Source organism: Catenibacterium sp. RTP21428st1_D7_RTP21428_210409 (assembly GCF_040227455.1).
Taxonomy (GTDB): domain Bacteria; phylum Bacillota_I; class Bacilli_A; order Erysipelotrichales; family Coprobacillaceae; genus Catenibacterium; species Catenibacterium mitsuoka_A.
In genome coordinates this window covers 1-23473 of the sequence record NZ_JBEHVX010000020.1, presented here as the reverse complement: position 1 = coordinate 23473, position 23473 = coordinate 1, and the positions used below count along the sequence as shown (strand labels likewise).

The window sequence follows — 23473 nt, the reverse complement described above, 5'->3', positions numbered from 1 at the left end:
TACTTATTTAAAACTAAGTAATTTATCTCTGTAATATTCGTATTGCTTTTGTCTAGCTTCGATTTCTGCAGGTAACCCAGAAGTTAGATCATTGCATAAAGAATCAAATCTATCAAGGATAGATACGATTCTTTCTTGTTCCTCTAGTGTAGGTAACATAATTTCTGTATCAGCCAATTTACTTGGTGTTACTTCAATTACTTTTGTTCCATGTGCTAACTTTTTCTTCTGTTTATAGAACATAGCTGAATGAAAATAATAAGACAAATATTTCGCGTTCTGATTATGACTAATAATAGCTGTATGACCACTAACTGCTATTTCTTCATTTCCAAGCCACGCTGTACAAGAACATACATCCTCCACATTCTCACTTGTAACTGCCATAATAATATCCCCAGGCTTAGCAATCTTTGATTTTGCAAATACTTCATCATTCAAATAGGTTAATGTTTTATCTGCATATATACCAAAGTGCGTATACATCTGACCATAATGAATATATAGTCTTCCATTCTCTACAAAATCTTTCTTCTGAAAATTTCCTCCACGAATAATCGTTGCAATCTCACCTAGTTTAACTGGAGCATAACCAAATACATATTGGATAAGCTTAATTACTGTCTGTCTGTCTGTCTGTCTGTCTGTCTGTCTGTCTGTCTGTCTGTCTGTCTGTCTGTCAAGATTGTGTTGCCTGTTTCAGCAAACGTCAAGAGTAAATCTCGATAATATTCATATTGTTTCTGTCGTGCTTCAATTTCAGCGGGTAGACCAATTTTGAGGTCATTACAAATTTGCTCAAAGTTATCTAGAACATCAGCATAACGTTTTTGAACATCAAGAGAAGGTAATGGAATTATAATTTGTGCAATTGATGAAACATTTGAATGAACAACCTTACTTTTAACTTTTCCCTTTCTTTTTTGCTCTCTTGACATTGAAGTGTTTAACACATGAGCAAGATATCTAGGATTTTGCTCATGTTTCATAACCACAATATCTCCACCAGCTAAACACTTGTCATGCCCGATATACGCAATAGATTTTGCAATATCTTCAACGCTCTCACCGGTAATAGCAAAAAGAATATCCCCATGTTCAAAATACTTAGGATTTGATATACATTCTAACTGTGTATGCGAAGCACATTTATCAAACCACGTATTATATTGTGTATAAATCTCACCGTACCTCACACACGGAATCCCGTCTTCAGTAACCTCATCACGCTTGATGCCGGAACCACGATATATATCCGTTGCTATTTCACCTAGAGTCATCATAGGTATTTGACTATCTCCCTTCAACAACTCATCTCTGTAAAATTCATACTGTTTCTTACGGGCTGTAAGCTCAGCTGTAAGCTCAGCTGTAAGCAACGTGAAATAGTCCAATATGCGGACTATTTCACGTTGTACCTCCAACGGAGGTATGGCAATCTTAAAACTCTTGAATTTATTCAAATCAACCGCAGGAAGTGTACTTCCACCTTTGGTGTTATTTTTACACATTTCATCGATTTTGAAAGCATAATGAAATAAGTATCTAATTTCTATAGCATTAGAGTATTCATCATTAATATGAATGTGTGTAAGCTGTTGGTTACAAACAAATGGTACTTTTATAAGAGCATGTTCGCCAACGGTCGCAGTCGTAGCAAAAATAAGAGAGTTTGCTGGAAATACAGAACCTCTTACACCCAATGAGGTAATATGCTGAATCGCGTTTTCCAATTCACGACCATTCTGGCGAATATCTTCCATACGAAACCAAGGGATATCTCCGTCTTCCCAAAAATCATTATTCTTCTTTGATGGGGTATATCCATTTTGAACTATACATATCTCATCAATTCTTTTATACTCCACTCCATTAGGACACAATTTCTGAATCAATTCATCTAATCTGCTCATTTACAACACCTCGATTTCTGCGATGATTTTATCTATCTCATCACGAAGAACCTGCTCACGAGCAACAATTTCCTTAATCTCTGCATTGAGTTTTACAATATCGATCTTCTCTCTTGTATCCTTGGCCTCAACATAAGTAGATACTGAAAGATTATATTCATTTTCTTTCACTTCATCATATGATGCTAGATGAGAAAAATATTCAATTTCATTGTGTTTTGTGAAACAATTAATAATCTTATCCATATTTTCCTGTGTAAGCTTATTGTTATTTGTTACCTTTATACATTCATTTGTTGCATCAATAAATAAAGTCTTATTATTCTCTTTACATTTTTTTAATACCATAATACATGTAGCTATCGATGTACCGAAGAAAAGATTAGAAGGCAACTGAATAACACAATCAATATAGTTATTGTCAATTAAATATTTACGAATTTTCTTTTCAGCACCACCACGATACATAATTCCAGGGAAACATACAATTGCTGCAGTGCCATTAGAAGAAAGCCAAGACAGGCTGTGCATAATAAATGCTAAGTCTGCCTTGCTCTTTGGTGCAAGAACTCCGGCAGGCGCAAAACGTGGATCATTAATAAGTGTTGCATCGTCATTGCCAGGCCAACTTATAGAATATGGAGGATTTGAAACAATCAATTCAAAAGGTTCATCATCCCAATGTTCTGGTTCAGTCAATGTATTCTCACATGCTATATTAAACTTATCAAATCCAATGTCATGTAAAAACATATTGATACGACAAAGGTTGTATGTCGTTACATTTATTTCTTGTCCATAAAAACCGTTACGTATATTATCTTTTCCAAGTACTTTTTCTGCTTTTAGCAACAATGAACCTGATCCACATGCTGGGTCATATACTTTATTTATCTCAGTTTTACCAACTGTTCCTAGTCGAGTAAGAAGTTCTGATACATCTGCTGGAGTGAAGAACTCACCACCTGATTTACCTGCATTAGAAGCATACATAGTCATAAGATACTCATATGCATCACCAAATGCATCAATATCGTGATTTTTTACATCTCCTAGGTTCATGTCTGCTACACCTTTAAGAAGCTTGCAAAGTTTTTCATTTCTTCTCAATACTGTTGGACCAAGTTTATTACTATTTACATCAAAGTCATCAAAAAGGCCACTAAAATCAGATTCAGATTCACTGCCTTCAGCTGAATTTTCAATATGGTTAAATATCATTTCAAGAAATACATTTAAATTAGATTTGATATCTTTTTTATTACCTTCTTGATCAATAAAATAAGCATCTTCTTTATCACATTTCTTAACTACATTGCAAAAAAGTTCTGATGGAAGAATAAAGAAACCTTTTTCTTGTACTAATCCTTCTCTTGCTTCTTCAGCTTCTTCATCAGACATCTTTGTATAGTCAAAATTTGTATTACCAGCTGCTTCTTCACCTTCATTAATATAATTAGCTATATTTTCAGAAATATATCTATAGAACATTGTACCTAAAACATAGTTTTTAAAATCCCATCCATCTACTGCACCACGAAGTTCATCTGCAATAGCCCAAATAGCACGATGTAATTCTTCGCGTTCTTGTTCTTTTTTAGTGTCTATAGTCATAATTTCGTAACCTTCCTTTATCCATTCTACTTTTAATGTAATGAAACCTATACTCTTGTTTCACAAACATAGAACTATTATATCATACAATCATTCTAATTTTGAAATTCATCCGCACTAACATTACATCTCTATCTTCACCAAGAAAAAAAGCATAACCTACATGCTTGTAAGCTATGCTACATTTTTATAGTTAGAAGAAAAGTCAACCATAAGTCAATTACCTGACAATATTCTATTTTAGTTTTTTTAGGTTGGATACTAATATCACGCAAAAATATTATTTATCCAAATCCAAATAACTATCAATTAGTGAATTTAAATTTTCAATACATTTCTTCAAATCTTGTGAAGTTGTAGATTTATCAATTAAACCTGCTGAAGAATGTGATAATGGATTTGCATTTCTTAATGAGTGTGCTTCCTTAATTATATTTTCTGAATCAGGAATGTCCTTGTAAAAATTATTAAAAGATTTTTCGCTATAGAATCCTCGATAGTTTGGTTTTTTACACTTAGGATCATACTTATAGAAAAAAGCTAAATCTGCAGTAAAACGATCAAAATAGTTTTTATAAAATGCATATTCTGCTAATGAATTATGACGGTCTTTTTCTACCCAATACATAAAATATAAAAAATATGCTTTCCAATCATTCTTAATTATTTGTATATAATTATTAACTTTTTTATCAGAAAGTGTGAACAGAAATCTATTTTCGCAGCAGTAATAGCAGTATATTGCAAGGTGACTACAATTCTTATATAAAACTTTAAGCAAATCTATATGCCTAAATTCACTTTGGATTAAATATGATATCGCAATGGAGGTATCATATGAATTCCAAAGTCCTTTTCGGCTACGAATAAATAATTGATATAACAATGCCTTAATGGCCTTTGTACTACGAGTTTTCGTAATCATAATACTTAAACGCTTTGGATCTAAACTAATAAACGAGATATCTGTGTTAATTAACTGACATATAACATTTATTATTTCGTCACTCTGTAAGATATCGTCTTTTTCATATATATGATAATTGTATACTTCTGATGCTGTAAACTCGACATCATCACTGCTAAAATACTTATCAATCAATGAATTGTAATGTTCAATATCAATACATTCTGTTTTTAACGTTGATAAAAGATCATTTAAAAAATTCTTAAATGAACCGACAAACAGACTTTCTATATCATGATGAATCCCTTTAAAATACTCATCATATAATGATCTTTTAAGTTCACTGTTTATTTCTGTAACAGGCTTCAAACAACATTTTTTAGTATTTAGCGATAATCCATATTCTTTTAATATTGAAGAATACTCATTTCTAATTTGATTATAAGCATCTCGTAATCTAATGATGTCATAGGGAGAATCTATTAAAATATACATATCATCTACATATCGAATAATTTTAAAACTACTTATGCAATCTATTTTATCATTGATAAAGTCAAAAATTCTGTTATCAACTTCATCCATATATACAATCGTTGCTAAATAGGATGAAGCAATACTATTTTCTATAGTTGGAAATTTTCCATCTCCACAGTATGAAAATAGTTCTTTTATCATTTTTAATTGAGTAGGCGTGAAATGAACACTATCTATGTTACTTTTCTTGTCAATTTGATTGATCAAAATATCTAAATTTATATTTGGAAAAAAATTTGTAACGTCAGTTTTAATAAAGTATTTAGATTCTGAAATATATACATTAACTAGTTTATAAAACTCATCATAATCTTGTTTATACTTTGCGCGCATATGTTCATAATTTCCTGCATAAAAAGCATCAATGGTAACATTTCTTTCTGGTTTATAATGATTTGAAATTTCTTTTCCAATAGCTTGAATAACTAAATACAATATAGGAAACAAAAGACTAGAATCCCTAAAACTTCCATCACTCTTTTGAAGAAAATTTTCTGATCGATACATAACTTTTGGAAATAATACGAATGCAGCATTTTTTATATATTGATTAAAGAATTCTTCACTAGAAATACGCACCTCGTCATCTTTAGTTAATTTTGAAAAAGGAAACCACTGTAAATATGCTTTTTTAGAACCATCACCTAATTTAAAATACATTTTACACGTTTCTCTCCATGTATCATATGTAAATCCAAACATACATTACCTCTCATTTACGTTTCATATTTATAATATGAGTATGACTTACCCATTCAATATAATGAAACTTTTATTCTTGCCCCATAAATATAGAATTATTATATCATACAATCATTCTAATTATGATATTCCTCAACACTAACATTACATTTCGGTACAGCATTAAGCTAACATCAAAGGGAACCTAGGTTCCCCCTTTTTAATCCTAACAAATCAACATACTATTCTATAATCTACTTGTAGGTAGAAATACCTTATCAGTACGGCTCCTACCGCCACAAGTGTAGGGCGTTAAAGTATGGAAGGGAGAAATCCTTCCTTTTATTTTCCAAAAAGAAAATTCCTCTAGGTCATACCTAGAGGATTTTCTATTTCCCTATACAAAATCTCTTGAACAACTCATCCAATAAATCTTCTTTAGCCTGTTCACCTAAAATCTCTTTTAAGTTCTCCCAGCTATCATATAAATCAGTCACAATCAAGTCTGTAGGAATACCATCCTCCATTGCCTGAATCGCAACATTTAATGACTGTGAAGCTTTCTCTAATAACTGTACCTGTCTTTGATTCGCAAGTACCTGTGCCTGAGAATTAGTAATAGCGCTAAAGTCAAACTCATCTTTAATATGTTGAATGAGTTCATCTATATGATTCTCTTTAGCACTAATATGAATACCTTCTGTATCAATCACACATCCCTTATCAGACTTATTGATTAACACAATTCTATTTAATCCTTCAGTACGTTCTAATAGTTCCTTATCATCTGCCTCTATTGGTCTAGAACCATCTAATACAACTAGTACTAAATCAGCCTGATCAATCAAAGATAAAGACTTCTTAACACCCATATGTTCAATCTTATCTTCTGTTTCTCTAATACCTGCCGTATCAATCATATTCAATACAATATCATTTAAACGAATAGAACCTTCTACTACATCTCTAGTCGTTCCTGCAATATCGGTTACGATGGCTTTATCTTCTTCTAATAATGCATTCAATAAACTAGACTTACCTACATTAGGTTTACCTACAATGACAGTAGAAATACCATCCTTTATTAAATGCATATTTTTAGAACGATCAAGAATATCATCCATCTTCTTTCTTAAAGATACAGAACCAGGTAACAGCTTTTCAGCTGTTAGTTCTTCTATATCTTCATATTCTGGATAATCGATATTTACTTCAATCTGAGTAATAATTTTAATTAAATCTTCTTTTAAGTCTTTAATGAAGTTTGTGATATTCCCCTGTATTCCTTTTAATGCTAGTTTGGCTGCCTGATCATTATTAGCTGTAATTAAATCACTAATCGCTTCTGCCTGGGATAAATCAATACGTCCATTTAAGAATGCACGCTTAGAGAATTCTCCATGCTCAGCCATTCTAGCGCCTTTCTTTAAACATAAAGAAAGAACTTTATTCGTAATAAAAACACCACCATGACAGTTGATTTCTACCATTTCTTCACCAGTAAATGTATGCTTTCCACGATAGATAGAAATAAGTACTTCATCTACTTTCTCTTCACCATCTACAATATAGCCATAAGAAATAGTTTGAGACTTCTTATTTAGATTACCTGTAAAAAAGCTCTGAACAAAATCAATACACCCTTTACCTGATATACGAATAATAGAAATAGCGGCTTCTAAACGAGATGTCGCAATAGCACAAATAATATCATCATTCATAATCATACCTCCTTAAGTGTTCTTTTCTTATACTTATAGAACCAAATAAAATTAACCAGACCTTTAATAATACCTGAGAAAGAAATAACCCACCAGATACCATTTAAATGGAATGTATTTAAGATTAATAAAATAGCTGGAATACGTCCTAAAGTGAATATAATGCTGGTGATAGAAGGAGGAATTGTTTCTCCTAATCCACTAAAGGCTCCAGAAATCATTAATTCTAGAATCATAAATGTTTCAGATAGACCTACAATACGTAGATAGTTTTCTCCAATTTGAGTTACCATTAAATCATCAGTAAAGAAGCCATAAATCACATGAGGGAAGAAGACCATCAAGCTTGTACATACAATACCCCATAGTATAGAGAATACCAGCATTGTATGATATCCTTTCTCCACACGATCATACTTACCAGCTCCATAGTTCTGACTAATAAACGCATTAATAGATGTCTGGAATCCAGTCGCCATACACCAAGAAATATTTTCTACCTGTGTACCTACCTTCTGTGCTGCAACAGCTGCATCTCCAAACTCAGCTACAAAAGCAGCGACTACCATTGAACATACAGAAAATAACATACTCTGTAATCCTAATGGAAAACCAATTCTAAGTATATTCTTATAATAAAACTTTGAATAAACCTTCTTCAATGAAATATGTTTAAGTAATGTATTCTTCTTAAAGTTATGTCTCATAAATAATAGGAATACAGAAACTTGAGCTAATACTGTGGCAAGTGCTGCACCTACAACACCTAGATCACATACAAAGATAAAAAATGGGTCTAAAACAATATTCAATAACAAACCAACACTATTACACTGGAATGGTGTCTGACTATCACCAGAGGCATTTAAGATACCCGTCATAATAATATTTAAGAAGTTAAAGATAATCAAACCACATGTAATACGTAAATAGTTAATAGCCTGATTAATAGTGGCTTGTGATGATAAGCCAAATAATCCAATAAAGAAACTTGAAAATACAACTGTACAGAAAGAGAATAATAGTGCGAATATAATCCCTAACTGAATCGCAGTTGAAGCATAATCTGTAGCTGCGTCTTGATTACCTGCACCTAATGAATGTCCTGTTTTGACTTGTCCACCCTGTGTCGCAATCATTGCGAGTCCCTGCGATAACCAGCTAAACATACCTGCTACACCAACTGCCGCAATAGAGGAAGCACCAAGCTTTCCAATCCAAAGCATATCAATCAGTGCATAGGCCATTTCTAGAAATGATGTACCAATAATAGGTAGTGTTAATTTTATAAGAAGAGGAACGATACGTCCTTCTAATAAATTCAATTTTTTCATGTACTTCTCCCTTCCTATCCATTCTATCAAAAGAATGTAAAAAAAAGAAGGCAGAGCCTTCTCTTTAATCAACATAATAAATTTCTAAGTAACGGTTTTTACCTTCACCGTGTGACTGTGTTGCAAGATGTGGCATTTCCGCAATCACCTGATGAATTACTTTTCTTTCATCAGCTGGTAGAGGATCTAACTTCATATTGATCTTAGAATGTTGTACTTTCTTACCAAAACGTTTAGCCATTGCAGCAACCTTCTGGTATCTCTGTTCTTTATAACCATTGATATCTACAGAGATTTCAATACGCTGTTTGAACTGAGTATTCACAGCACTCTTAGTAATGAAGTTTAATGCTCTTAAAATAACACCATTCTTACCAATCACAACTGAGTTATTACTTGTTTCTACATTACAGTAGATACGATCATCCTGTTTGAAGACAGTAGTCTGTGTTTCGAAACCTAAAGAACTTAATGTTCTTTCCACGAACTGACCTACATATTCTTCAACCATAGATTCACACCATCCAGCAATAACAACTTTCTTACTGAATAATCCCTTATGAACTTCAACAATTTCATAATGGAATTCTTCTGGTGTAATACCTAAGTCCTGACAAGCACAATTTAATGCTTCTTCTTCTGTTTTAGCTTCATAAGTATTCATAATGATTACCTAATTACATGAGTGTCTTTCTGATTTTCTTGCTTTTCAATATACTGAATCTGAATAAATACTGTTCTAACTACAGTAATTAAGTTAGTTGTAATCCAATAGAATGACATAGCTGTTGGCATGATTAAACCAAAGTAGATGATCATTAATGTCATTACGATATTCATAGTCTTCATCTGGTTCTGCTGAGCAGAAGGTTTATACTTCTTGTTTCTCTTCAACATTAAGTTGTTGATTTCGATAGCGAAGAACTGAGATAAAGCCATAACTAAAATAACGGCAATATAAATGAATTTACCACTAGTAATCTGAGATAAAGGTGTTAAACCTAAATTCATACCAAATGCCTGTGATGTATACAAGATCTGGATTCTCTGAACAGCACCATACATTGCGAACATGATAGGTAATGTTAAGAAAGTCCATAATGAACCAAACATAGAAACGTTATTTTTCTTGTATAAGTTCATAATTTCATTCTGCATACGCATCTGACTAGTCTGATCATTCTTACCACGATACTTGTTCTGGATTCTTTCCATTTCTGGCTGAAGCATCTGCATCTTCTGTGTAGAAATAGTAGACTTGATCATAACTGGTAAAATAATCAAGTTGATAAGAATAGTCATTAAGATGACACCCCATAAGACATTACCTGTCCATGAAGTGATTAATAGGATTCCCTTTGCGATAGGAATTGTAAGAATAAAATCAAAAAATCCTGCTTTTAGTGACCATGGTGTTGATTCAGTGATAGCACGGCTTGCTAATAAATGACCGTTCTTGTCAACATTACTTGTACACCCTGTAAAAATGAACACTAAAGCAATCACCGCAAAGATCTTTAAGTACTTCTTTGTACGAGGATCTAATACCATTTTTACTTCTCCATTCTTTTTTTCATTTTTAAATATAGATTTTGAAGAGATTTCTTGTTCTGTTCAAAATCATTCTGAGAATAGGGTTTTCTAACAATCAGAATGTAATCATTATGGTCTTCTTTTGTGAACAATTCATGAACCATCATTCTCACTTGTCTCTTAGTCTTGTTTCTGGCAACGGCATTCCCTATTTTCTTACCGACTGATAAACCAATACGCATATGCTCTAGATCATTAGGATTCCAATATAATACAAACTCTCTATTCACTACGCTTTTTCTTTTCTTTATAATGGTTTCAAATTCAGTACTTTTCTTTACACGTAATTCTTTTTTCATATTTCTTTTAGAAAAAAAACCACATTAAAGTGGATTTTTTTTAGGCAGATAATACTTTTCTTCCTTTTTTACGACGTCTAGCGATAACTTTACGTCCACCTACAGTTGCCATTCTAGCTCTGAAGCCATGAGTCTTAGCTCTTTTTCTTTTATTTGGCTGATATGTTCTTTTCATCTTTTTTACACCTCCAATATGTAGCTACTTTTTTTATACTACATAACATATGCAGTGTCATTATATGGGAAATACTATTTTAAGTCAATATTATTTATAAGAAATTTTGGCTTATATTCAACAGTTTTTGCTTCTTCACAACTATTTTCCACACTTCATTCCCCATTGGAATTCATTCATTCACATATTGTGTATAACATTCATTTTTCTTCTATATAACATATTTTTTTATGTGCACAATATTATGAATAAGTAGTGAATAGAGGAAATACTGCACATATATTCACAATTTTACTCGAGCAAAGATAATTTTTAGATATTCTTAATATTTGTGAATAAGTGTGAAGAATTCAAAAAATAGTGTTAAGTTCACAATAAAAATGTGAACATCTCGTGAAAAACTATCTGAATAACCTATGAATAACTACTTATTCACTATTTTTTGTGCACATCCATGCTGTGAATAATCAATATTCACTAGTCATTAGTCACATTTTCTTTTATAATGAGGGGTGCAAAGGAAGGTGAATATATGGATAACTTAAAGCAGTTCTGGACAGAAACCCTCAATCGCTATGGAGAAAACAGTGACGATAAGATCGTATTCGACTCAATATTCACCCAGACAGAGGCTAAAGAACTGCAAAACAATGAATTAATTATTACTATAGAATCGGTTTTTAATAAGACCTTTATTGAGGATGCAAGTGAACAGCTTGCAGAATTCTTCTATGAAGTGTCAGGTATTAAAGCCACTATAAAGGTGATGTCAAACCAGGAATATGACAACATGAATAAGGCAAAAGCCCCTGTAGTAGAAGTTAAGGAAGAAGTAGAAGACTTTGATGATCATTTAAGTGCAGATCTTACTTTTGATAACTTTGTTGTGGGTAATTGTAATAGAATTGCTCAAAATGCAGCACTTGCTGTCGCATTAAAGCCTGGTACATATAATCCTTTATTCCTTCATAGTAATTCCGGACTTGGAAAGACACATTTGTTGAATGCGATTGGTAACTATGTGAAGATTAAATTTCCAGGTAAACGTATTCTTTATACAAATGCAGAAGCATTTGTGAATGATTATGTAGAAGCTATTGGCAATAATACGATTGCAACTTTTAATCGTCGTTATCGTAGTGTGGATATATTATTGATTGATGATATCCAGTTTATTGCGAATAAAGAGGGAAGTATGGAGATGTTCTTCAATATCTTCAATACTTTACAACATTCAGGAAAACAGATTGTTATTACAAGTGATAAACCTCCTGTAGAGCTAAAAGGGATGGAAAACCGCCTTGTTTCTCGTTTTAGACAGGGGTTAACAGTAACTATTGATAATCCTGAGTTTGAAACAGCTAAAGCTATCTTAAAGAAAAAGATTGAATCACGTATGATTGATTATCCTATTGATGAAGAAGTATTAGATTTTATTGCTTCTCATTTCAATAAGGATGTGAGAGACTTAGAAGGTGCTGTGACAACACTTCTATTCTATAAAGTAGTATGTGGACAAAATCTTGATCATATCAGCCTAGATTTTGCTTTAGAAGCATTTGATAATCCTGATAACACAACTACAATTACTAAAAAAGAAGCGACTCCTGACACAATTAAGGAAACAGTGGCTTCTTACTACAATCTATCAGTGACTCAGTTAACGAGTAAATCACGTACAAACAATATTATTACAGCAAGACATATTGCGATGTATCTTGTTAGAGAACTCGTTCCTGATATTTCCTATATCCAGATTGGACAGGAATTTGGAGGAAGAGATCATTCCACAATCATGAAAGCTTGTTCTAAAGTTAAGAAGAAGATGAAACAAGATCCTAACTATAAAACAGCGATCAATGATTTAATGGAACGCTTAAGTTAAGCACATATATGCACAAGTTGTGCACCACTCAAATTGAGTTTTATCTTGTAATTCTCAATCAAAACGCAACTTATGCACATTATGCACAGTATTATTATAATTATTCTTTAATTAATAAAATAAATAAAGGAGAAAAAAATGGATTTTAATATTAATAGACTTGTCTTATTAGATGCACTTACTAAGGTTTCTAGAGCCGTTTCTTTAAAGAGTCCTTTACCTATCTTAACTGGTATTAAGTTTGACTTATTAGAAGATGGTTTAGTATTAACTGCATCTGATAGTGATATCAGTATTCAAACTACAATTAATGAAGGTATTATTATCAACCAGACTGGTTCAGTTGTTTTATCTTCTAAGTATATCTTAGAAATTATACGTAAGATTGATGGTGATACAGTTCATATCCAGGTAGTAGATGGTACTTTAACTCGTATTACTTCTGAAAGTTCTTTATTTGATTTAAATGGTTCTAAGTCTTTTGACTTCCCACGTATTGATTTAAATAAGAATGGTAAACACTTCTCTATGAAGTCTTATGATTTCAAGAAGATTATTGAAAAGACTTTATTCGCAACGAGTGAACAGGAAACTAGACCAGTACTTACTGGTGTAAATTTCAAAGTAGATCAGCATCAACTTGTATGTATTGCGACTGATAGTTATCGTTTAGCTCAGGTAAGCATGCCAATTGAAGATGATATTCAGTTTAATATTGTTATTCCTAAAAAGTCTTTAAATCAGATTATTCACATTATTGAAAAAGATGAAATGATTGATCTTTATGTATCTGATCGTAAAGTATTATTTGTGATTGGTCAGTATCTTGTATTAACTCGTTTAATTGATGGTACTTATCCTAATACATCACGTTTAGTAGAAGATCAGGGTTCTTATACTATGTCTATCAATAGTTCAGCATTACTTGGTGCTATCAGCCGAGCTTCTTTACTATCTGATGAACAGAGTAATATTGTAAAATTAACTATGTCTCCTGATGAGAATGTTCTTTCTTCTTATTCACAGGAAATCGGTTCAGTAGAAGAAAACCTAACAAAAGCATTCTATAAAGGTGAACCAATGACTATTTCATTTAGCGCAAAGTATTTAGCTGATGCGATCCGTTCTATTGGTACAGAAACTATTCAGCTACGCTTTACTGAAAAGATGAGACCTTTCCAGATTACTGGTTTAGATGTAAATGATAACATCCAGGTTGTTCTTCCAGTAAGAACTTACTAGGTAAAATAAAGGGTCTATTCTCTTATTTGGGTAAAATTGGGCTTGTAATTGAAATTTGTAGAAAAATGAAGTTTATCTCTCCCTTGAAAAAAGGGGCTATAAACTTCTTTTTTTTATGTTTTTGTGCTATAATGTAGAAAGCAAAATTAGCGCAAAGGATGTGTGATGAAATGAAAGAAGTCTTAATACATACTGAATATATTACTTTAGGTCAGGCTATGAAATTATGTGGAGAAGCACAAAGTGGCATTGAAGCTAAGATTATGATTCAGGAAGGTCATGTTCTTGTAAATGGAGAAGTAGACCGTAGACGTGGTAAGAAATTAAGAGATGGTGATGTGTTTGAAGTAGATCGTCGCCAGTATGTAATCCATGGAAATCAAAACGCTTAATCTGATTCAATTTCGTAATTATGAAAAGCAGACCTTTCATTTTCATCCACTGGTTAATATTATCATAGGGGATAATGCACAGGGTAAAACGAATATACTTGAAGCGATTTATCTCTTGTCTACTACAAGAAGCTTTAAGTCCCGTATGCTTGATGAATTGATCATGTTTGATCAGTCTTATACACGTGTGTCAGGTCATGTTGTAAATGGTACACGTCCGTATGATTTAAAGGTTGTCGTGTCTAAAGAAGGCAAGAAGGCTTTTATTAATGATAAGGCTGTGAGTAAGACAAGTGATTATCTGGGTTATTTTAATGTGATCTTATTTACTCCTCAGGATCTACAATTGATTAAAGGATCTCCTAAAATGAGACGTACTTTGATAGATACTGAGATTTCTAAGATTTCACCAATCTATATGTTTAACTTGAATAAATATAATAAGTTGATGAAGGAAAGAAATAAGTACTTAAAGATGCTTCATGATGGACATAAGGAACCTGATATGTATCTAGAAGTACTAAGTGAAGAGATGGCAGAATTAGAAGAAGATCTGATTCAAAGACGTATGAAGTTCATAGAGTTGTTGAATGAGATCAGTGGGCAGATGTATGCTTATATTTCTGGTAAAGAAAAGCTTGTTTTGAGATATCATACGCAATTCAAGGATATTTCAAAAGAGGGTATTCTTGCTAAATATAAAAAGAATTATAAGCGAGATATATTCCAAGGGAATACTGTAGATGGTATTCATAAGGATGATTTAAAAATCTTTTTAGATGAGAATGATGCAGGTATGTTTGCATCCCAGGGGCAGCAGCGATCTATCATCTTATCGATGAAGATTGCATTAGTGGAGATTGTGAAGATGCAGATAGGTGAGTATCCTGTTTTGTTGCTAGATGATGTATTGAGTGAGTTAGATGAAGAGAGAAAGATGAAGCTCTTGAATCTGATTGATCATAAGGTACAGACATTTATTACAACAACGCATTTTGATTTAGGTTATCATCATTCACTAGATGATGCTTTGGTTTTAAGAATAGAGAAAGGAACGTTGAAGGAGGATAAGTAAATGGAAGAAAAAGTAGAACATTATGATGAATCCGATATTCAAGTCTTAGAAGGGCTAGAAGCCGTTAGAAAGAGACCTGGTATGTATATCGGGACAACTTCTGCAAGAGGGTTACATCATCTTGTATGGGAAATAGTGGATAACTCTATCGATGAAGCACTCGCAGGCTTCTGTAATAAGATCAGAGTTGTATTATTACCAGGTGATGTTGTAAAAGTCATTGATAATGGTCGTGGTATGCCTACTGGTATGAATGTGAAGACAGGTAAGAATACAATTGAAACTATTTTTACTGTATTACATGCCGGTGGTAAATTCGGAGGAGGAGGCTATAAGGTCTCTGGTGGTCTACATGGTGTAGGTGCCTCTGTTGTAAATGCCTTGAGTGAATGGCTAGAAGTTTATGTTCACCGTGAAGGACATATTTACTATCAACGTTTTGAAAATGGTGGAACACCTGTTGATTCTTTAAAGGTTGTAGGAGATTGTGAGCAGGAAGAAACAGGAACAACTGTTATATTTAAAGCTGATCCTGAAATCTTTACTGAAACAACAGTTTATGATTATGGGGTATTAAGTCAGAGATTAAGAGAACTTGCTTTCTTAAATAAAGGCTTAAAGCTTGTATTAGAGGATGAAAGATTAGATCCTGCAAAAGTAGATGAATATCATTATGAAGGTGGTTTAAGAGAGTATGTGGCTTTCTTAAATAAGAATAAGACACCATTACATGATCGTATTATTGATTGTGAAGATACAATGAACGATATTTCCGTGGAAATAGCTATGCAGTACAATGATGGTTATCAGCCAAATATCTATTCATTCTGTAATAATATCAATACACACGAAGGTGGAACACATGAAGAAGGTTTCCGCTTAGCTTTAACACGTGTTATTAATAACTATGCAAAAAGTCATAACTTCTTAAAGGATAAAGATGAGTCTTTAAGTGGTGATGACTGTCGTGAAGGTTTAACTGCGATTGTATCAGTTAAACACCCTGATCCTCAGTATGAAGGACAGACAAAGACTAAATTAGGTAATGCGGAAGTAAGAAAGATAGTTTCTACTATTCTTGCGAATGCATTAGATAAGTTCTTATTAGAAAATCCTGATACTGCAAAGATTATCATGGATAAAGTTACATTGGCTTCTAAGGCAAGAATGGCAGCCAAGCGTGCAAGAGAAATGACTAGAAGAAAGACAGCACTAGACGTCTCTAATCTTCCTGGTAAGCTTGCAGACTGTTCTTCTAAGGATCCAAGTGAATGTGAAATCTTCATCGTCGAAGGGGACTCTGCCGGAGGTAGTGCGAAATCTGGTAGAGATAGAAAGATTCAGGCTATTCTTCCTTTAAGAGGTAAGATCTTGAATGTTGAAAAAGCACGTTTAGAAAGAATTCTTGGTAATGCGGAAATTAGATCTATGATTACCGCATTTGGTACTGGTATTGGTGATGAGTTTGATATCAATAAACTACGTTATCATAAGATTGTCATCATGACCGATGCCGATGTCGATGGTGGTCATATTAGAATCTTAATGCTTACTTTCTTATATCGTTATTTAAAACCTTTAATTGAGAATGGTTATGTTTATGCTGCTCAGCCACCTCTTTATTTATTAAGACATGGTAAGGATGATCATTATTTATATAGTGATTATGAGTTAGATAAACTAAAAGAAGAACTTGGTCCTAATGCGAAATATACAATTCAGCGTTATAAAGGGCTAGGTGAAATGAATCCAGAACAGCTATGGGAAACAACTATGAATCCTGAAAATCGTGTATTAAATAGAATTCAGTTAGATGATGCAATGCAGGCTGATCAGCTATTTGATATGTTGATGGGTGAACGTGTTGAACCTAGAAGAGATTTCATTAGAGAAAATGCGAAGTATGTAGAAAATCTTGATATTTAAGGAAGGAGTTAGTCATGGAACAAAGAGGTATTAAAGATATACAGTTAACAGGTGAAATGAAGAAATCATTCATGGAATATGCGATGAGTGTTATTGTGGCTAGAGCTCTTCCTGATGCGAAAGATGGTTTAAAGCCAGTACAGAGACGTATTATTCATGGTATGAATGAATTAGGCTGTTATAGTGATAAGCCTTATAAGAAGTCTGCCCGTATTGTTGGGGAAGTAATGGGGAAATATCACCCACATGGTGATATTTCTATTTATGAAGCCCTTGTACGTATGGCGCAGGATTTCTCATATAGATATATGTTAGTCGATGGACATGGTAACTTTGGTTCTATTGATGGTGATGGCGCTGCCGCAATGCGTTATACAGAATCAAGAATGTCTAAGATTGCGATGGAAATGGTGAGAGATATCAACAAGGATACTGTTGATTTTGTCCCTAACTATGATGGTGAAGAAAAGGAACCTAATGTGCTTCCTTCTCGTATTCCAAATTTATTGATTAATGGTTCTACTGGTATTGCGGTAGGTATGGCAACAAATATTCCTTCACATAACTTAGGTGAAGTGGTTGATGCGATTCTCGCTGTTTCTAAGAACCCTGATATTACAATTACAGAGTTAATGGATAATTATATCCCTGGTCCGGATTTCCCTACAGGCGCTTATATTTTAGGCCGTGGGGCTATTAAGAAAGCGTATGAGACAGGGAATGGTTTGATTGTCATGAGAGCAAAGACTGATATTGAAGATATCGGTAGTAATAAGAAAGCAATCATCGTAACTGAATTACCATATATGGTCAATAAGGCACGTTTAATTGAAAAGATTGCAGCTCATGTCAAAGAAAAGAATATCGATGGTATTACAGAATTAAGAGATGAATCTGACCGTGAAGGTATTCGTATTGTTATTGAGTTAAGAAGAGATGTACAGCCAGAAGTTATTTTAAATCAGTTATACAAGTTAACTGCATTACAGACTACTTTTGGTGTCAACAATATTGCCTTAGTGAATGGTGAACCTAAGACATTGTCTTTAAAAGAAATGATTAATGTTTACTTAGAACATCAGGAAGATGTGATTCGTAGAAGAACATTATTCGATTTAAAGAAGGCAGAAGATCGTGCACATATCTTAGATGGTTTAAAGCGTGCCATTGATCAGATTGATGCGATTATTAATTTAATTAGAAGTTCTCGTACAACAGAAATCATTCAGCAGAGATTAATGGATGAATTTGATATGTCTGAAAGACAGGCAAAGGCTATCCGTGAAATGCAGTTACAGAGACTAGCTGGATTGGAAAGAGAAAAGATTGAGAATGAATTAAATGCATTATTAGAAACAATTGCAGATTTAAAAGATATTCTTGCAAATAAAGAAAGAATTATTGCGATTATTGATCAGGAACTTCTTGAAATCAAAGCAAAGTATGGTGATAAGAGAAGAACTGAAATCATTCAGGGTTCATTTGATATTGAAGATGAAGATTTAATTCCTGAAGAAGATGTAGTTATTTCTTTAACTAATAATGGTTATGTAAAACGTATGCCTATTGATACTTATAAAGCTCAAAATAGAGGTGGTAAAGGTATCAAGGGTATGAGTACAAATAATGATGATGTTGTAGATTCATTAATGAATATGTCTACTCATGATGATTTATTGATCTTTACTAACTTTGGTAAGGTATATCGAATGAAGGGATATAATATTCCTGAATTTGGTAGACAGGCAAAGGGTCTTCCTATTATCAACTTATTGAATATGGATAAGGATGAACAGGTAAAGACTATGATCTCTATTACACCTTCTGAAGTAGATGAATCACATTTCTTATTCTTTGTGACTAAGGATGGTTTAGTAAAGAGAACTGGATTACCTGAATTCGAAAATATCAGACAGTCTGGTAAACTTGCACTCACATTACGTGAAGGTGATGAATTAGTTGATGTTAAGTTAACTAATGGTAAGAGTGAAATTCTTCTTGCAGCAGCTAATGGTAAGGCTATTCGTTTTGATGAAAATGATGTGAGACCAATGGGACGTTCTGCAAGTGGTGTTAAGGGTATGAATGTAGATGATAGTCATATTATTGGTGTGACTACAAATACTGAAGGACAAAATATCTTAATCATTACTGAAAAGGGGTATGGTAAGATGTCACCACTAGAAGAATATCGTTTATCTAAACGTGGTGGTAAAGGTGTTAAGACTGTTAATATTACTGAGAAGAATGGTGAATTAGTCAGCATTAAGGCTGTAGAAGGCAATGAAGACTTAATGATCATTACGAATGAAGGTATTATTATCAGATTACCAATGGAACAGGTAAAGAGTGCTGGAAGAGCTACACAGGGTGTAAGACTTATTAAAGTAGGTGAAGGTGCTTCTGTTTCAAGTATTACAGTAGTAGATAAAGAATCGGAAGAAGAAACGACTGAAGAATAGAAGTTGTCACATGACATCTTCTTTTTTTCATATTATAATTAATCCTCAAAGAGGGGAGAACAAGTATGTTAGATTTACAGGTAGAAATATTTATTTTAGTAGGAATAGGCTATCTTATTTCTAAACTAGGATTGTTTAATAAACAGACTCGTAAACAGGTCACTGATTTAGTATTAAACATTGTATTACCTGTGGCTACTGCCAAGAGTTTCTTAATTAAACTCACACCAAGTATTATGAAGACAACTCTTGTGGTATTTTTAGTATCTATTGGTATACAGGGTCTTTATTTTATTATTAATAAGACAGCTTATAATAATCAGGAAGAAACAAAGAAGATCAACTTACAGTATGCAACTATGGTATCTAATGCGGGTTTTATGGGGATGCCATTTGCGTAGGGGTTATATGGTGATATGGGATTACTTTATGCTTGTATTTATTTAATACCACAAAGAATATTTATGTGGAGTTATGGTTTATCCCATTATACAAAAGCTGATTTTAAGACAATGGTGAAGAAAGTTGCTTTACATCCATGTCTTATTGGGATTTATTTTGGTATAGTATTTATGATCATGTATTCATTAGGGTATACATTACCTTCTTTTGTGACTACAACTATGAGTTCTATAGGAGGATGTAATACCGCATTAAGTATGATTGTGATAGGAAGTATATTAAGTGATGTAGAACCTAGAGAGATAATGGATAAGGAATGTATTTATTATTCTTTTATTCGTTTGATTATGATTCCAGTGATTACTTATCTGTTTTTAAGATGGACTTCACTTGATCATATTGGTATTGGTGTCTCTGTTGTATTGGCCGCGATGCCTGCACCAAGTACATGTGCAATGCTTGCAAATAAGTATGATAAGAACCCAGAATTCGCTTCTAAGCTTATTTTTGTATCTACTGCATTTTCTTTAGTCACATTGCCATTTATTTCTTTCATCATAACTTTATAAATAGTGAATAATGGTATATAATGACAATAATCTATGAACAAGGAGATTGTATATGATTGATATCGCAAGATTAAGAGAAGATCCTGAAGCTGTTAGGGAGAATATCAAAAAGAAGTTTCAAGATCATAAGCTTCCTTTAGTTGATGAAGCATTAGAATTAGACAAACAGTATAGAGCTGCTATCACAAGAGCATCTGAACTTCGTAGTATGAGAAATAAATTGTCTAAAGAAATTGGACAGTTCATGCGTGAGGGGAAGAAAGAAGAAGCTGCTGAAAATAAGAAGAAAGTTGGAGAAATGGCTGAAGAATTAAAGTCATTAGAAGAAGTTGAAAAAGAATCTGGAGATAAATTAAGAGAAGTCATGATGAAGATTCCTAACTTCTTAGATCCTACTGTACCAATCGGTAAAGATGACAGCGAAAACGTAGAAATCACTAAGTATGGTGATCCAGTAGTACCTGATTATGAAGTTCCATATCATACAGATATTATGGAATCATTTGATGGTATTGATCTAGATGCAGCAGGTAGAGTTGCAGGTAGTGGTTTCTATTATTTAATGGGTGATATTGCGAGATTACATTCTGCAGTATTAGCTTATGCAAGAGACTTCATGATCAACCGTGGATTCACTTATTGTGTACCACCATATATGATTAGAAGTAATGTTGTTACTGGTGTCATGTCATTTGAAGAAATGGATGCCATGATGTATAAGATTGAAGGAGAAGACTTATACTTAATTGGTACTTCTGAACATTCAATGATTGGTAAGTTCATTGGTGAATTATTAGATGAAGACAAATTACCATATACTTATACTTCATATTCACCATGTTTCAGAAAAGAAAAGGGTGCTCATGGTATTGAAGAACGTGGTGTTTATAGAATTCATCAGTTCGAAAAACAGGAAATGATCGTTGTATGTAAACCAGAAGAATCTAAGATGTGGTTTGAAAAGCTATGGAATAATACTGTAGATTTATTTAGATCTTTAGATATTCCAGTAAGAACACTTGAATGTTGTTCTGGTGACTTAGCAGACTTAAAGTCTAAGTCATTAGACGTTGAAGCTTGGTCTCCAAGACAGAAGAAGTATTTCGAAGTAGGAAGCTGTTCTAACTTAACTGATGCACAGGCTAGAAGATTAAATATCAGAATCAATGGTAAAGATGGTAAGTATTATGCACATACTTTAAATAATACTGTTGTTGCACCACCTAGAATGTTGATTGCATTCTTAGAAAATAACTTAAATGAAGATGGTACTGTTTCTATTCCAGAAGCATTAAGACCATACATGGGTGGTACTGAAAAACTAGTTCCTAAGAAATAATGTGAAGAGGCTGTAACGGGTAAATAACTCATTATAGTTTCATAAATAGTAAAAGACGGACCGAAGCGATTTGGTACTATTAAGACGTAGAACGAACTGATCATTGAATTTTTTTATGTACGAGTTCAAAAATTCATTGGCATCCTCTATGTTGGTGATATGAGCGTACCTTAGTTCGACTGGTAATCGAGACTGGAGCGTCTGGTTGAGTCTTTCGACTCTGCCTTTTGCTTGGGGTACGCTCGTAGTTTTTATTTCAATTCCCAGATTATGACAGGCATAAGAAAACTGAGTGAATGTATCCTCAGCATCTGAAGGCTTGTCTTTTCTTTTATATTCAAATACAGTACGTAAAACATTGCAGGAATGCCATGATTAATAAGAATCTGATAGAGAACCTCATAATATCCCTTGAGGGTCTCCTGATGGTCGAAATAAGCTCCTACAACCTTTCCGTCTGCATCATCAATCGCAACATGAAGATGCCAGACTTCTCCTTCAATCCACTGGAATGATGATGCATCCATCTGTATCATCTTACCTGCATACTTTGATCTAGGACGTCTTGGATGTGCATCCTTTTCATCAAGCATGATGATTGATTCCTTTATTTCATTCTTCACTTCTTCAGAAGAAGTATCTTTCAATCTTTCTTTAAGTTTTTTCTTCTTGCCTTTGGAGAGAGCACATCTTCAGCTCTCATCCAGTTGTTGAGTGTAGTATCACTGATCTTTATACCGAATTCACTTTCCACAATCTCGCAGAAGTGAGTGAAGTTGGCATCAGAGAAATCATTAATATAAACAGAGATGATCTTATTCTTTATATCTAAAGGAACTGCAGAAGCAGACAGTCTTCCATGGTTACCATGCATGAAACCCTTCTTTTCCTGTTCCTTATATTTAATGATAAGTTTATTGATAGTTCTAATAGTACGGCCAAGCTTAGTAGCTACGCTCTTCTTGTTTCCATTTGTGTTTATAAGCTTCTTGATTATTTTATACTTATTTTCTTCATTCATTCTCAATTCAACCATTCTCATAATAATCTCCCCTGGAGGTTATAGTTTAACACGGCAAGTTGATATTGTCCCAATTGGGACAATATCAACTTGGATACATTGAGACATTATCATATTGGAATCAGAAAATAACCCCGAAATAATTAAAATAAAAGAAATTATACCTTTATATATATGTAGTAATATGATATATTGATGCTCGATTGTGTAAAATATTTTGTGTAAAATATGATTTTTCAATTATAGAAAATGGACATATTTCCTAGTAAAATTAAGTCGACCAAAACATTAATCTAAGGAGATATGCCCATGAACTATTTTACTACATCTTTAATGAAAAATCTAATTGCTAATGACAATAATCTTCCTCTTTTTGAGGAAGCTGT

At 33.1% G+C, this 23473-nt stretch carries 21 protein-coding genes; 9 read left to right on the top strand and 12 right to left on the bottom strand.

Going from position 1 to position 23473, the window contains the following annotated elements; genetic code table 11:
- Positions 1-3: 3 nt before the first annotated feature.
- The 10 genes from ABUA27_RS04700 to rpmH form a co-directional block, all read right to left on the bottom strand.
- A complete protein-coding gene (locus tag ABUA27_RS04700; RefSeq protein ID WP_502879947.1) occupies positions 4-555 on the bottom strand; it encodes a restriction endonuclease subunit S in 552 nt (183 codons plus the stop codon).
- Between the two features lie 62 nt (positions 556-617).
- Entirely contained in the window at positions 618-1913 is a 1296-nt protein-coding gene (locus tag ABUA27_RS04695; protein WP_349820323.1) for a restriction endonuclease subunit S, read from the bottom strand.
- The gene (locus ABUA27_RS04690) at positions 1914-3527 is read right to left on the bottom strand and encodes a type I restriction-modification system subunit M (protein ID WP_349820322.1); all 1614 of its coding nucleotides are present in this window, start codon (positions 3525-3527) and stop codon (positions 1914-1916) included. It abuts the gene before it with no gap.
- Positions 3528-3807: 280 nt separating this feature from the next.
- A complete protein-coding gene (locus tag ABUA27_RS04685; RefSeq protein WP_349820321.1) occupies positions 3808-5673 on the bottom strand; it encodes an AbiA family abortive infection protein in 1866 nt (621 codons plus the stop codon).
- Positions 5674-6041: 368 nt separating this feature from the next.
- The gene (gene mnmE, locus ABUA27_RS04680; RefSeq protein WP_349820320.1) at positions 6042-7373 is read right to left on the bottom strand and encodes a tRNA uridine-5-carboxymethylaminomethyl(34) synthesis GTPase MnmE; all 1332 of its coding nucleotides are present in this window, start codon (positions 7371-7373) and stop codon (positions 6042-6044) included.
- 2 nt (positions 7374-7375) lie between these two features.
- The gene (locus ABUA27_RS04675) at positions 7376-8707 is read right to left on the bottom strand and encodes an MATE family efflux transporter (protein WP_287968831.1); all 1332 of its coding nucleotides are present in this window, start codon (positions 8705-8707) and stop codon (positions 7376-7378) included.
- Positions 8708-8771: 64 nt separating this feature from the next.
- Positions 8772-9371, bottom strand: a complete 600-nt coding sequence (locus tag ABUA27_RS04670; RefSeq protein WP_192924011.1) for a Jag family protein — start codon at positions 9369-9371, stop codon at positions 8772-8774.
- A gap of 5 nt (positions 9372-9376) precedes the next feature.
- Positions 9377-10258, bottom strand: a complete 882-nt coding sequence (locus ABUA27_RS04665; RefSeq protein WP_287968830.1) for a YidC/Oxa1 family membrane protein insertase — start codon at positions 10256-10258, stop codon at positions 9377-9379.
- Between the two features lie 2 nt (positions 10259-10260).
- On the bottom strand, positions 10261-10599 hold the full coding sequence (gene rnpA / locus ABUA27_RS04660) for a ribonuclease P protein component (RefSeq protein WP_349820319.1): 339 nt from the start codon (positions 10597-10599) through the stop codon (positions 10261-10263).
- A 40-nt stretch (positions 10600-10639) separates the two neighbouring features.
- Positions 10640-10774, bottom strand: coding sequence for a 50S ribosomal protein L34 (gene rpmH, locus ABUA27_RS04655; protein ID WP_006504672.1), 135 nt, complete (start codon positions 10772-10774; stop codon positions 10640-10642).
- A 532-nt stretch (positions 10775-11306) separates the two neighbouring features.
- Between rpmH and dnaA the strand changes: the two genes are divergently transcribed.
- The 9 genes from dnaA (at position 11307) to serS (ending at position 22066) form a co-directional block, all read left to right on the top strand.
- Entirely contained in the window at positions 11307-12659 is a 1353-nt protein-coding gene (dnaA, locus tag ABUA27_RS04650) for a chromosomal replication initiator protein DnaA (protein ID WP_129981318.1), read from the top strand.
- A gap of 138 nt (positions 12660-12797) precedes the next feature.
- Positions 12798-13901 carry a DNA polymerase III subunit beta gene (gene dnaN / locus ABUA27_RS04645; protein WP_022424780.1) on the top strand — a complete coding sequence of 368 codons (1104 nt, stop codon included), beginning with the start codon at positions 12798-12800 and terminating at the stop codon, positions 13899-13901.
- A gap of 170 nt (positions 13902-14071) precedes the next feature.
- On the top strand, positions 14072-14293 hold the full coding sequence (locus ABUA27_RS04640; protein ID WP_022424781.1) for an RNA-binding S4 domain-containing protein: 222 nt from the start codon (positions 14072-14074) through the stop codon (positions 14291-14293).
- The gene (gene recF, locus ABUA27_RS04635; RefSeq protein WP_287846406.1) at positions 14274-15368 is read left to right on the top strand and encodes a DNA replication/repair protein RecF; all 1095 of its coding nucleotides are present in this window, start codon (positions 14274-14276) and stop codon (positions 15366-15368) included. The genes ABUA27_RS04640 and recF overlap by 20 nt, the downstream gene beginning before the upstream one ends.
- On the top strand, positions 15369-17294 hold the full coding sequence (gene gyrB / locus ABUA27_RS04630) for a DNA topoisomerase (ATP-hydrolyzing) subunit B (protein WP_129981320.1): 1926 nt from the start codon (positions 15369-15371) through the stop codon (positions 17292-17294). It abuts the gene before it with no gap.
- Between the two features lie 14 nt (positions 17295-17308).
- The gene (gene gyrA, locus ABUA27_RS04625; protein ID WP_288951325.1) at positions 17309-19756 is read left to right on the top strand and encodes a DNA gyrase subunit A; all 2448 of its coding nucleotides are present in this window, start codon (positions 17309-17311) and stop codon (positions 19754-19756) included.
- Positions 19757-19821: 65 nt separating this feature from the next.
- Positions 19822-20157: an AEC family transporter gene (locus ABUA27_RS04620; protein ID WP_349820318.1), complete on the top strand. Its 336-nt coding sequence runs from the start codon at positions 19822-19824 to the stop codon at positions 20155-20157.
- Positions 20158-20172: 15 nt separating this feature from the next.
- Positions 20173-20727, top strand: coding sequence for an AEC family transporter (locus ABUA27_RS04615; protein WP_349820317.1), 555 nt, complete (start codon positions 20173-20175; stop codon positions 20725-20727).
- A 52-nt stretch (positions 20728-20779) separates the two neighbouring features.
- On the top strand, positions 20780-22066 hold the full coding sequence (serS, locus tag ABUA27_RS04610) for a serine--tRNA ligase (RefSeq protein WP_330040544.1): 1287 nt from the start codon (positions 20780-20782) through the stop codon (positions 22064-22066).
- A 251-nt stretch (positions 22067-22317) separates the two neighbouring features.
- Here the strand turns inward: serS and ABUA27_RS04605 are convergent, their stop codons facing one another.
- Both ABUA27_RS04605 and ABUA27_RS04600 read right to left on the bottom strand, forming a co-directional pair.
- Positions 22318-22713 (bottom strand): hypothetical protein, encoded by a 396-nt coding sequence (locus ABUA27_RS04605; protein ID WP_349820316.1) that lies wholly within the window; start codon positions 22711-22713, stop codon positions 22318-22320.
- Complete coding sequence (locus ABUA27_RS04600; protein WP_349820315.1) at positions 22710-23108, bottom strand: hypothetical protein; 399 nt, start codon at positions 23106-23108, stop codon at positions 22710-22712. Before ABUA27_RS04600 ends, ABUA27_RS04605 begins: the two co-directional genes overlap by 4 nt.
- Positions 23109-23473: the final 365 nt, after the last annotated feature.

Bases quoted from the DNA above. Each gene is read 5' to 3' on its own strand.
- ABUA27_RS04695 (WP_349820323.1), bottom strand. From the start codon at position 1,913: ATGAGCAGATTAGATGAATTGATTCAGAAATTGTGTCCTAATGGAGTG.
- ABUA27_RS04690 (WP_349820322.1), bottom strand. From the start codon at position 3,527: ATGACTATAGACACTAAAAAAGAACAAGAACGCGAAGAATTACATCGT.
- ABUA27_RS04685 (WP_349820321.1), bottom strand. From the start codon at position 5,673: ATGTTTGGATTTACATATGATACATGGAGAGAAACGTGTAAAATGTAT.
- mnmE (WP_349820320.1), bottom strand. From the start codon at position 7,373: ATGAATGATGATATTATTTGTGCTATTGCGACATCTCGTTTAGAAGCC.
- ABUA27_RS04675 (WP_287968831.1), bottom strand. From the start codon at position 8,707: ATGAAAAAATTGAATTTATTAGAAGGACGTATCGTTCCTCTTCTTATA.
- ABUA27_RS04670 (WP_192924011.1), bottom strand. From the start codon at position 9,371: ATGAATACTTATGAAGCTAAAACAGAAGAAGAAGCATTAAATTGTGCT.
- ABUA27_RS04665 (WP_287968830.1), bottom strand. From the start codon at position 10,258: ATGGTATTAGATCCTCGTACAAAGAAGTACTTAAAGATCTTTGCGGTG.
- rnpA (WP_349820319.1), bottom strand. From the start codon at position 10,599: ATGAAAAAAGAATTACGTGTAAAGAAAAGTACTGAATTTGAAACCATT.
- rpmH (WP_006504672.1), bottom strand. From the start codon at position 10,774: ATGAAAAGAACATATCAGCCAAATAAAAGAAAAAGAGCTAAGACTCAT.
- dnaA (WP_129981318.1), top strand. From the start codon at position 11,307: ATGGATAACTTAAAGCAGTTCTGGACAGAAACCCTCAATCGCTATGGA.
- dnaN (WP_022424780.1), top strand. From the start codon at position 12,798: ATGGATTTTAATATTAATAGACTTGTCTTATTAGATGCACTTACTAAG.
- ABUA27_RS04640 (WP_022424781.1), top strand. From the start codon at position 14,072: ATGAAAGAAGTCTTAATACATACTGAATATATTACTTTAGGTCAGGCT.
- recF (WP_287846406.1), top strand. From the start codon at position 14,274: ATGGAAATCAAAACGCTTAATCTGATTCAATTTCGTAATTATGAAAAG.
- gyrB (WP_129981320.1), top strand. From the start codon at position 15,369: ATGGAAGAAAAAGTAGAACATTATGATGAATCCGATATTCAAGTCTTA.
- gyrA (WP_288951325.1), top strand. From the start codon at position 17,309: ATGGAACAAAGAGGTATTAAAGATATACAGTTAACAGGTGAAATGAAG.
- ABUA27_RS04620 (WP_349820318.1), top strand. From the start codon at position 19,822: ATGTTAGATTTACAGGTAGAAATATTTATTTTAGTAGGAATAGGCTAT.
- ABUA27_RS04615 (WP_349820317.1), top strand. From the start codon at position 20,173: ATGGGATTACTTTATGCTTGTATTTATTTAATACCACAAAGAATATTT.
- serS (WP_330040544.1), top strand. From the start codon at position 20,780: ATGATTGATATCGCAAGATTAAGAGAAGATCCTGAAGCTGTTAGGGAG.
- ABUA27_RS04600 (WP_349820315.1), bottom strand. From the start codon at position 23,108: ATGAGAATGGTTGAATTGAGAATGAATGAAGAAAATAAGTATAAAATA.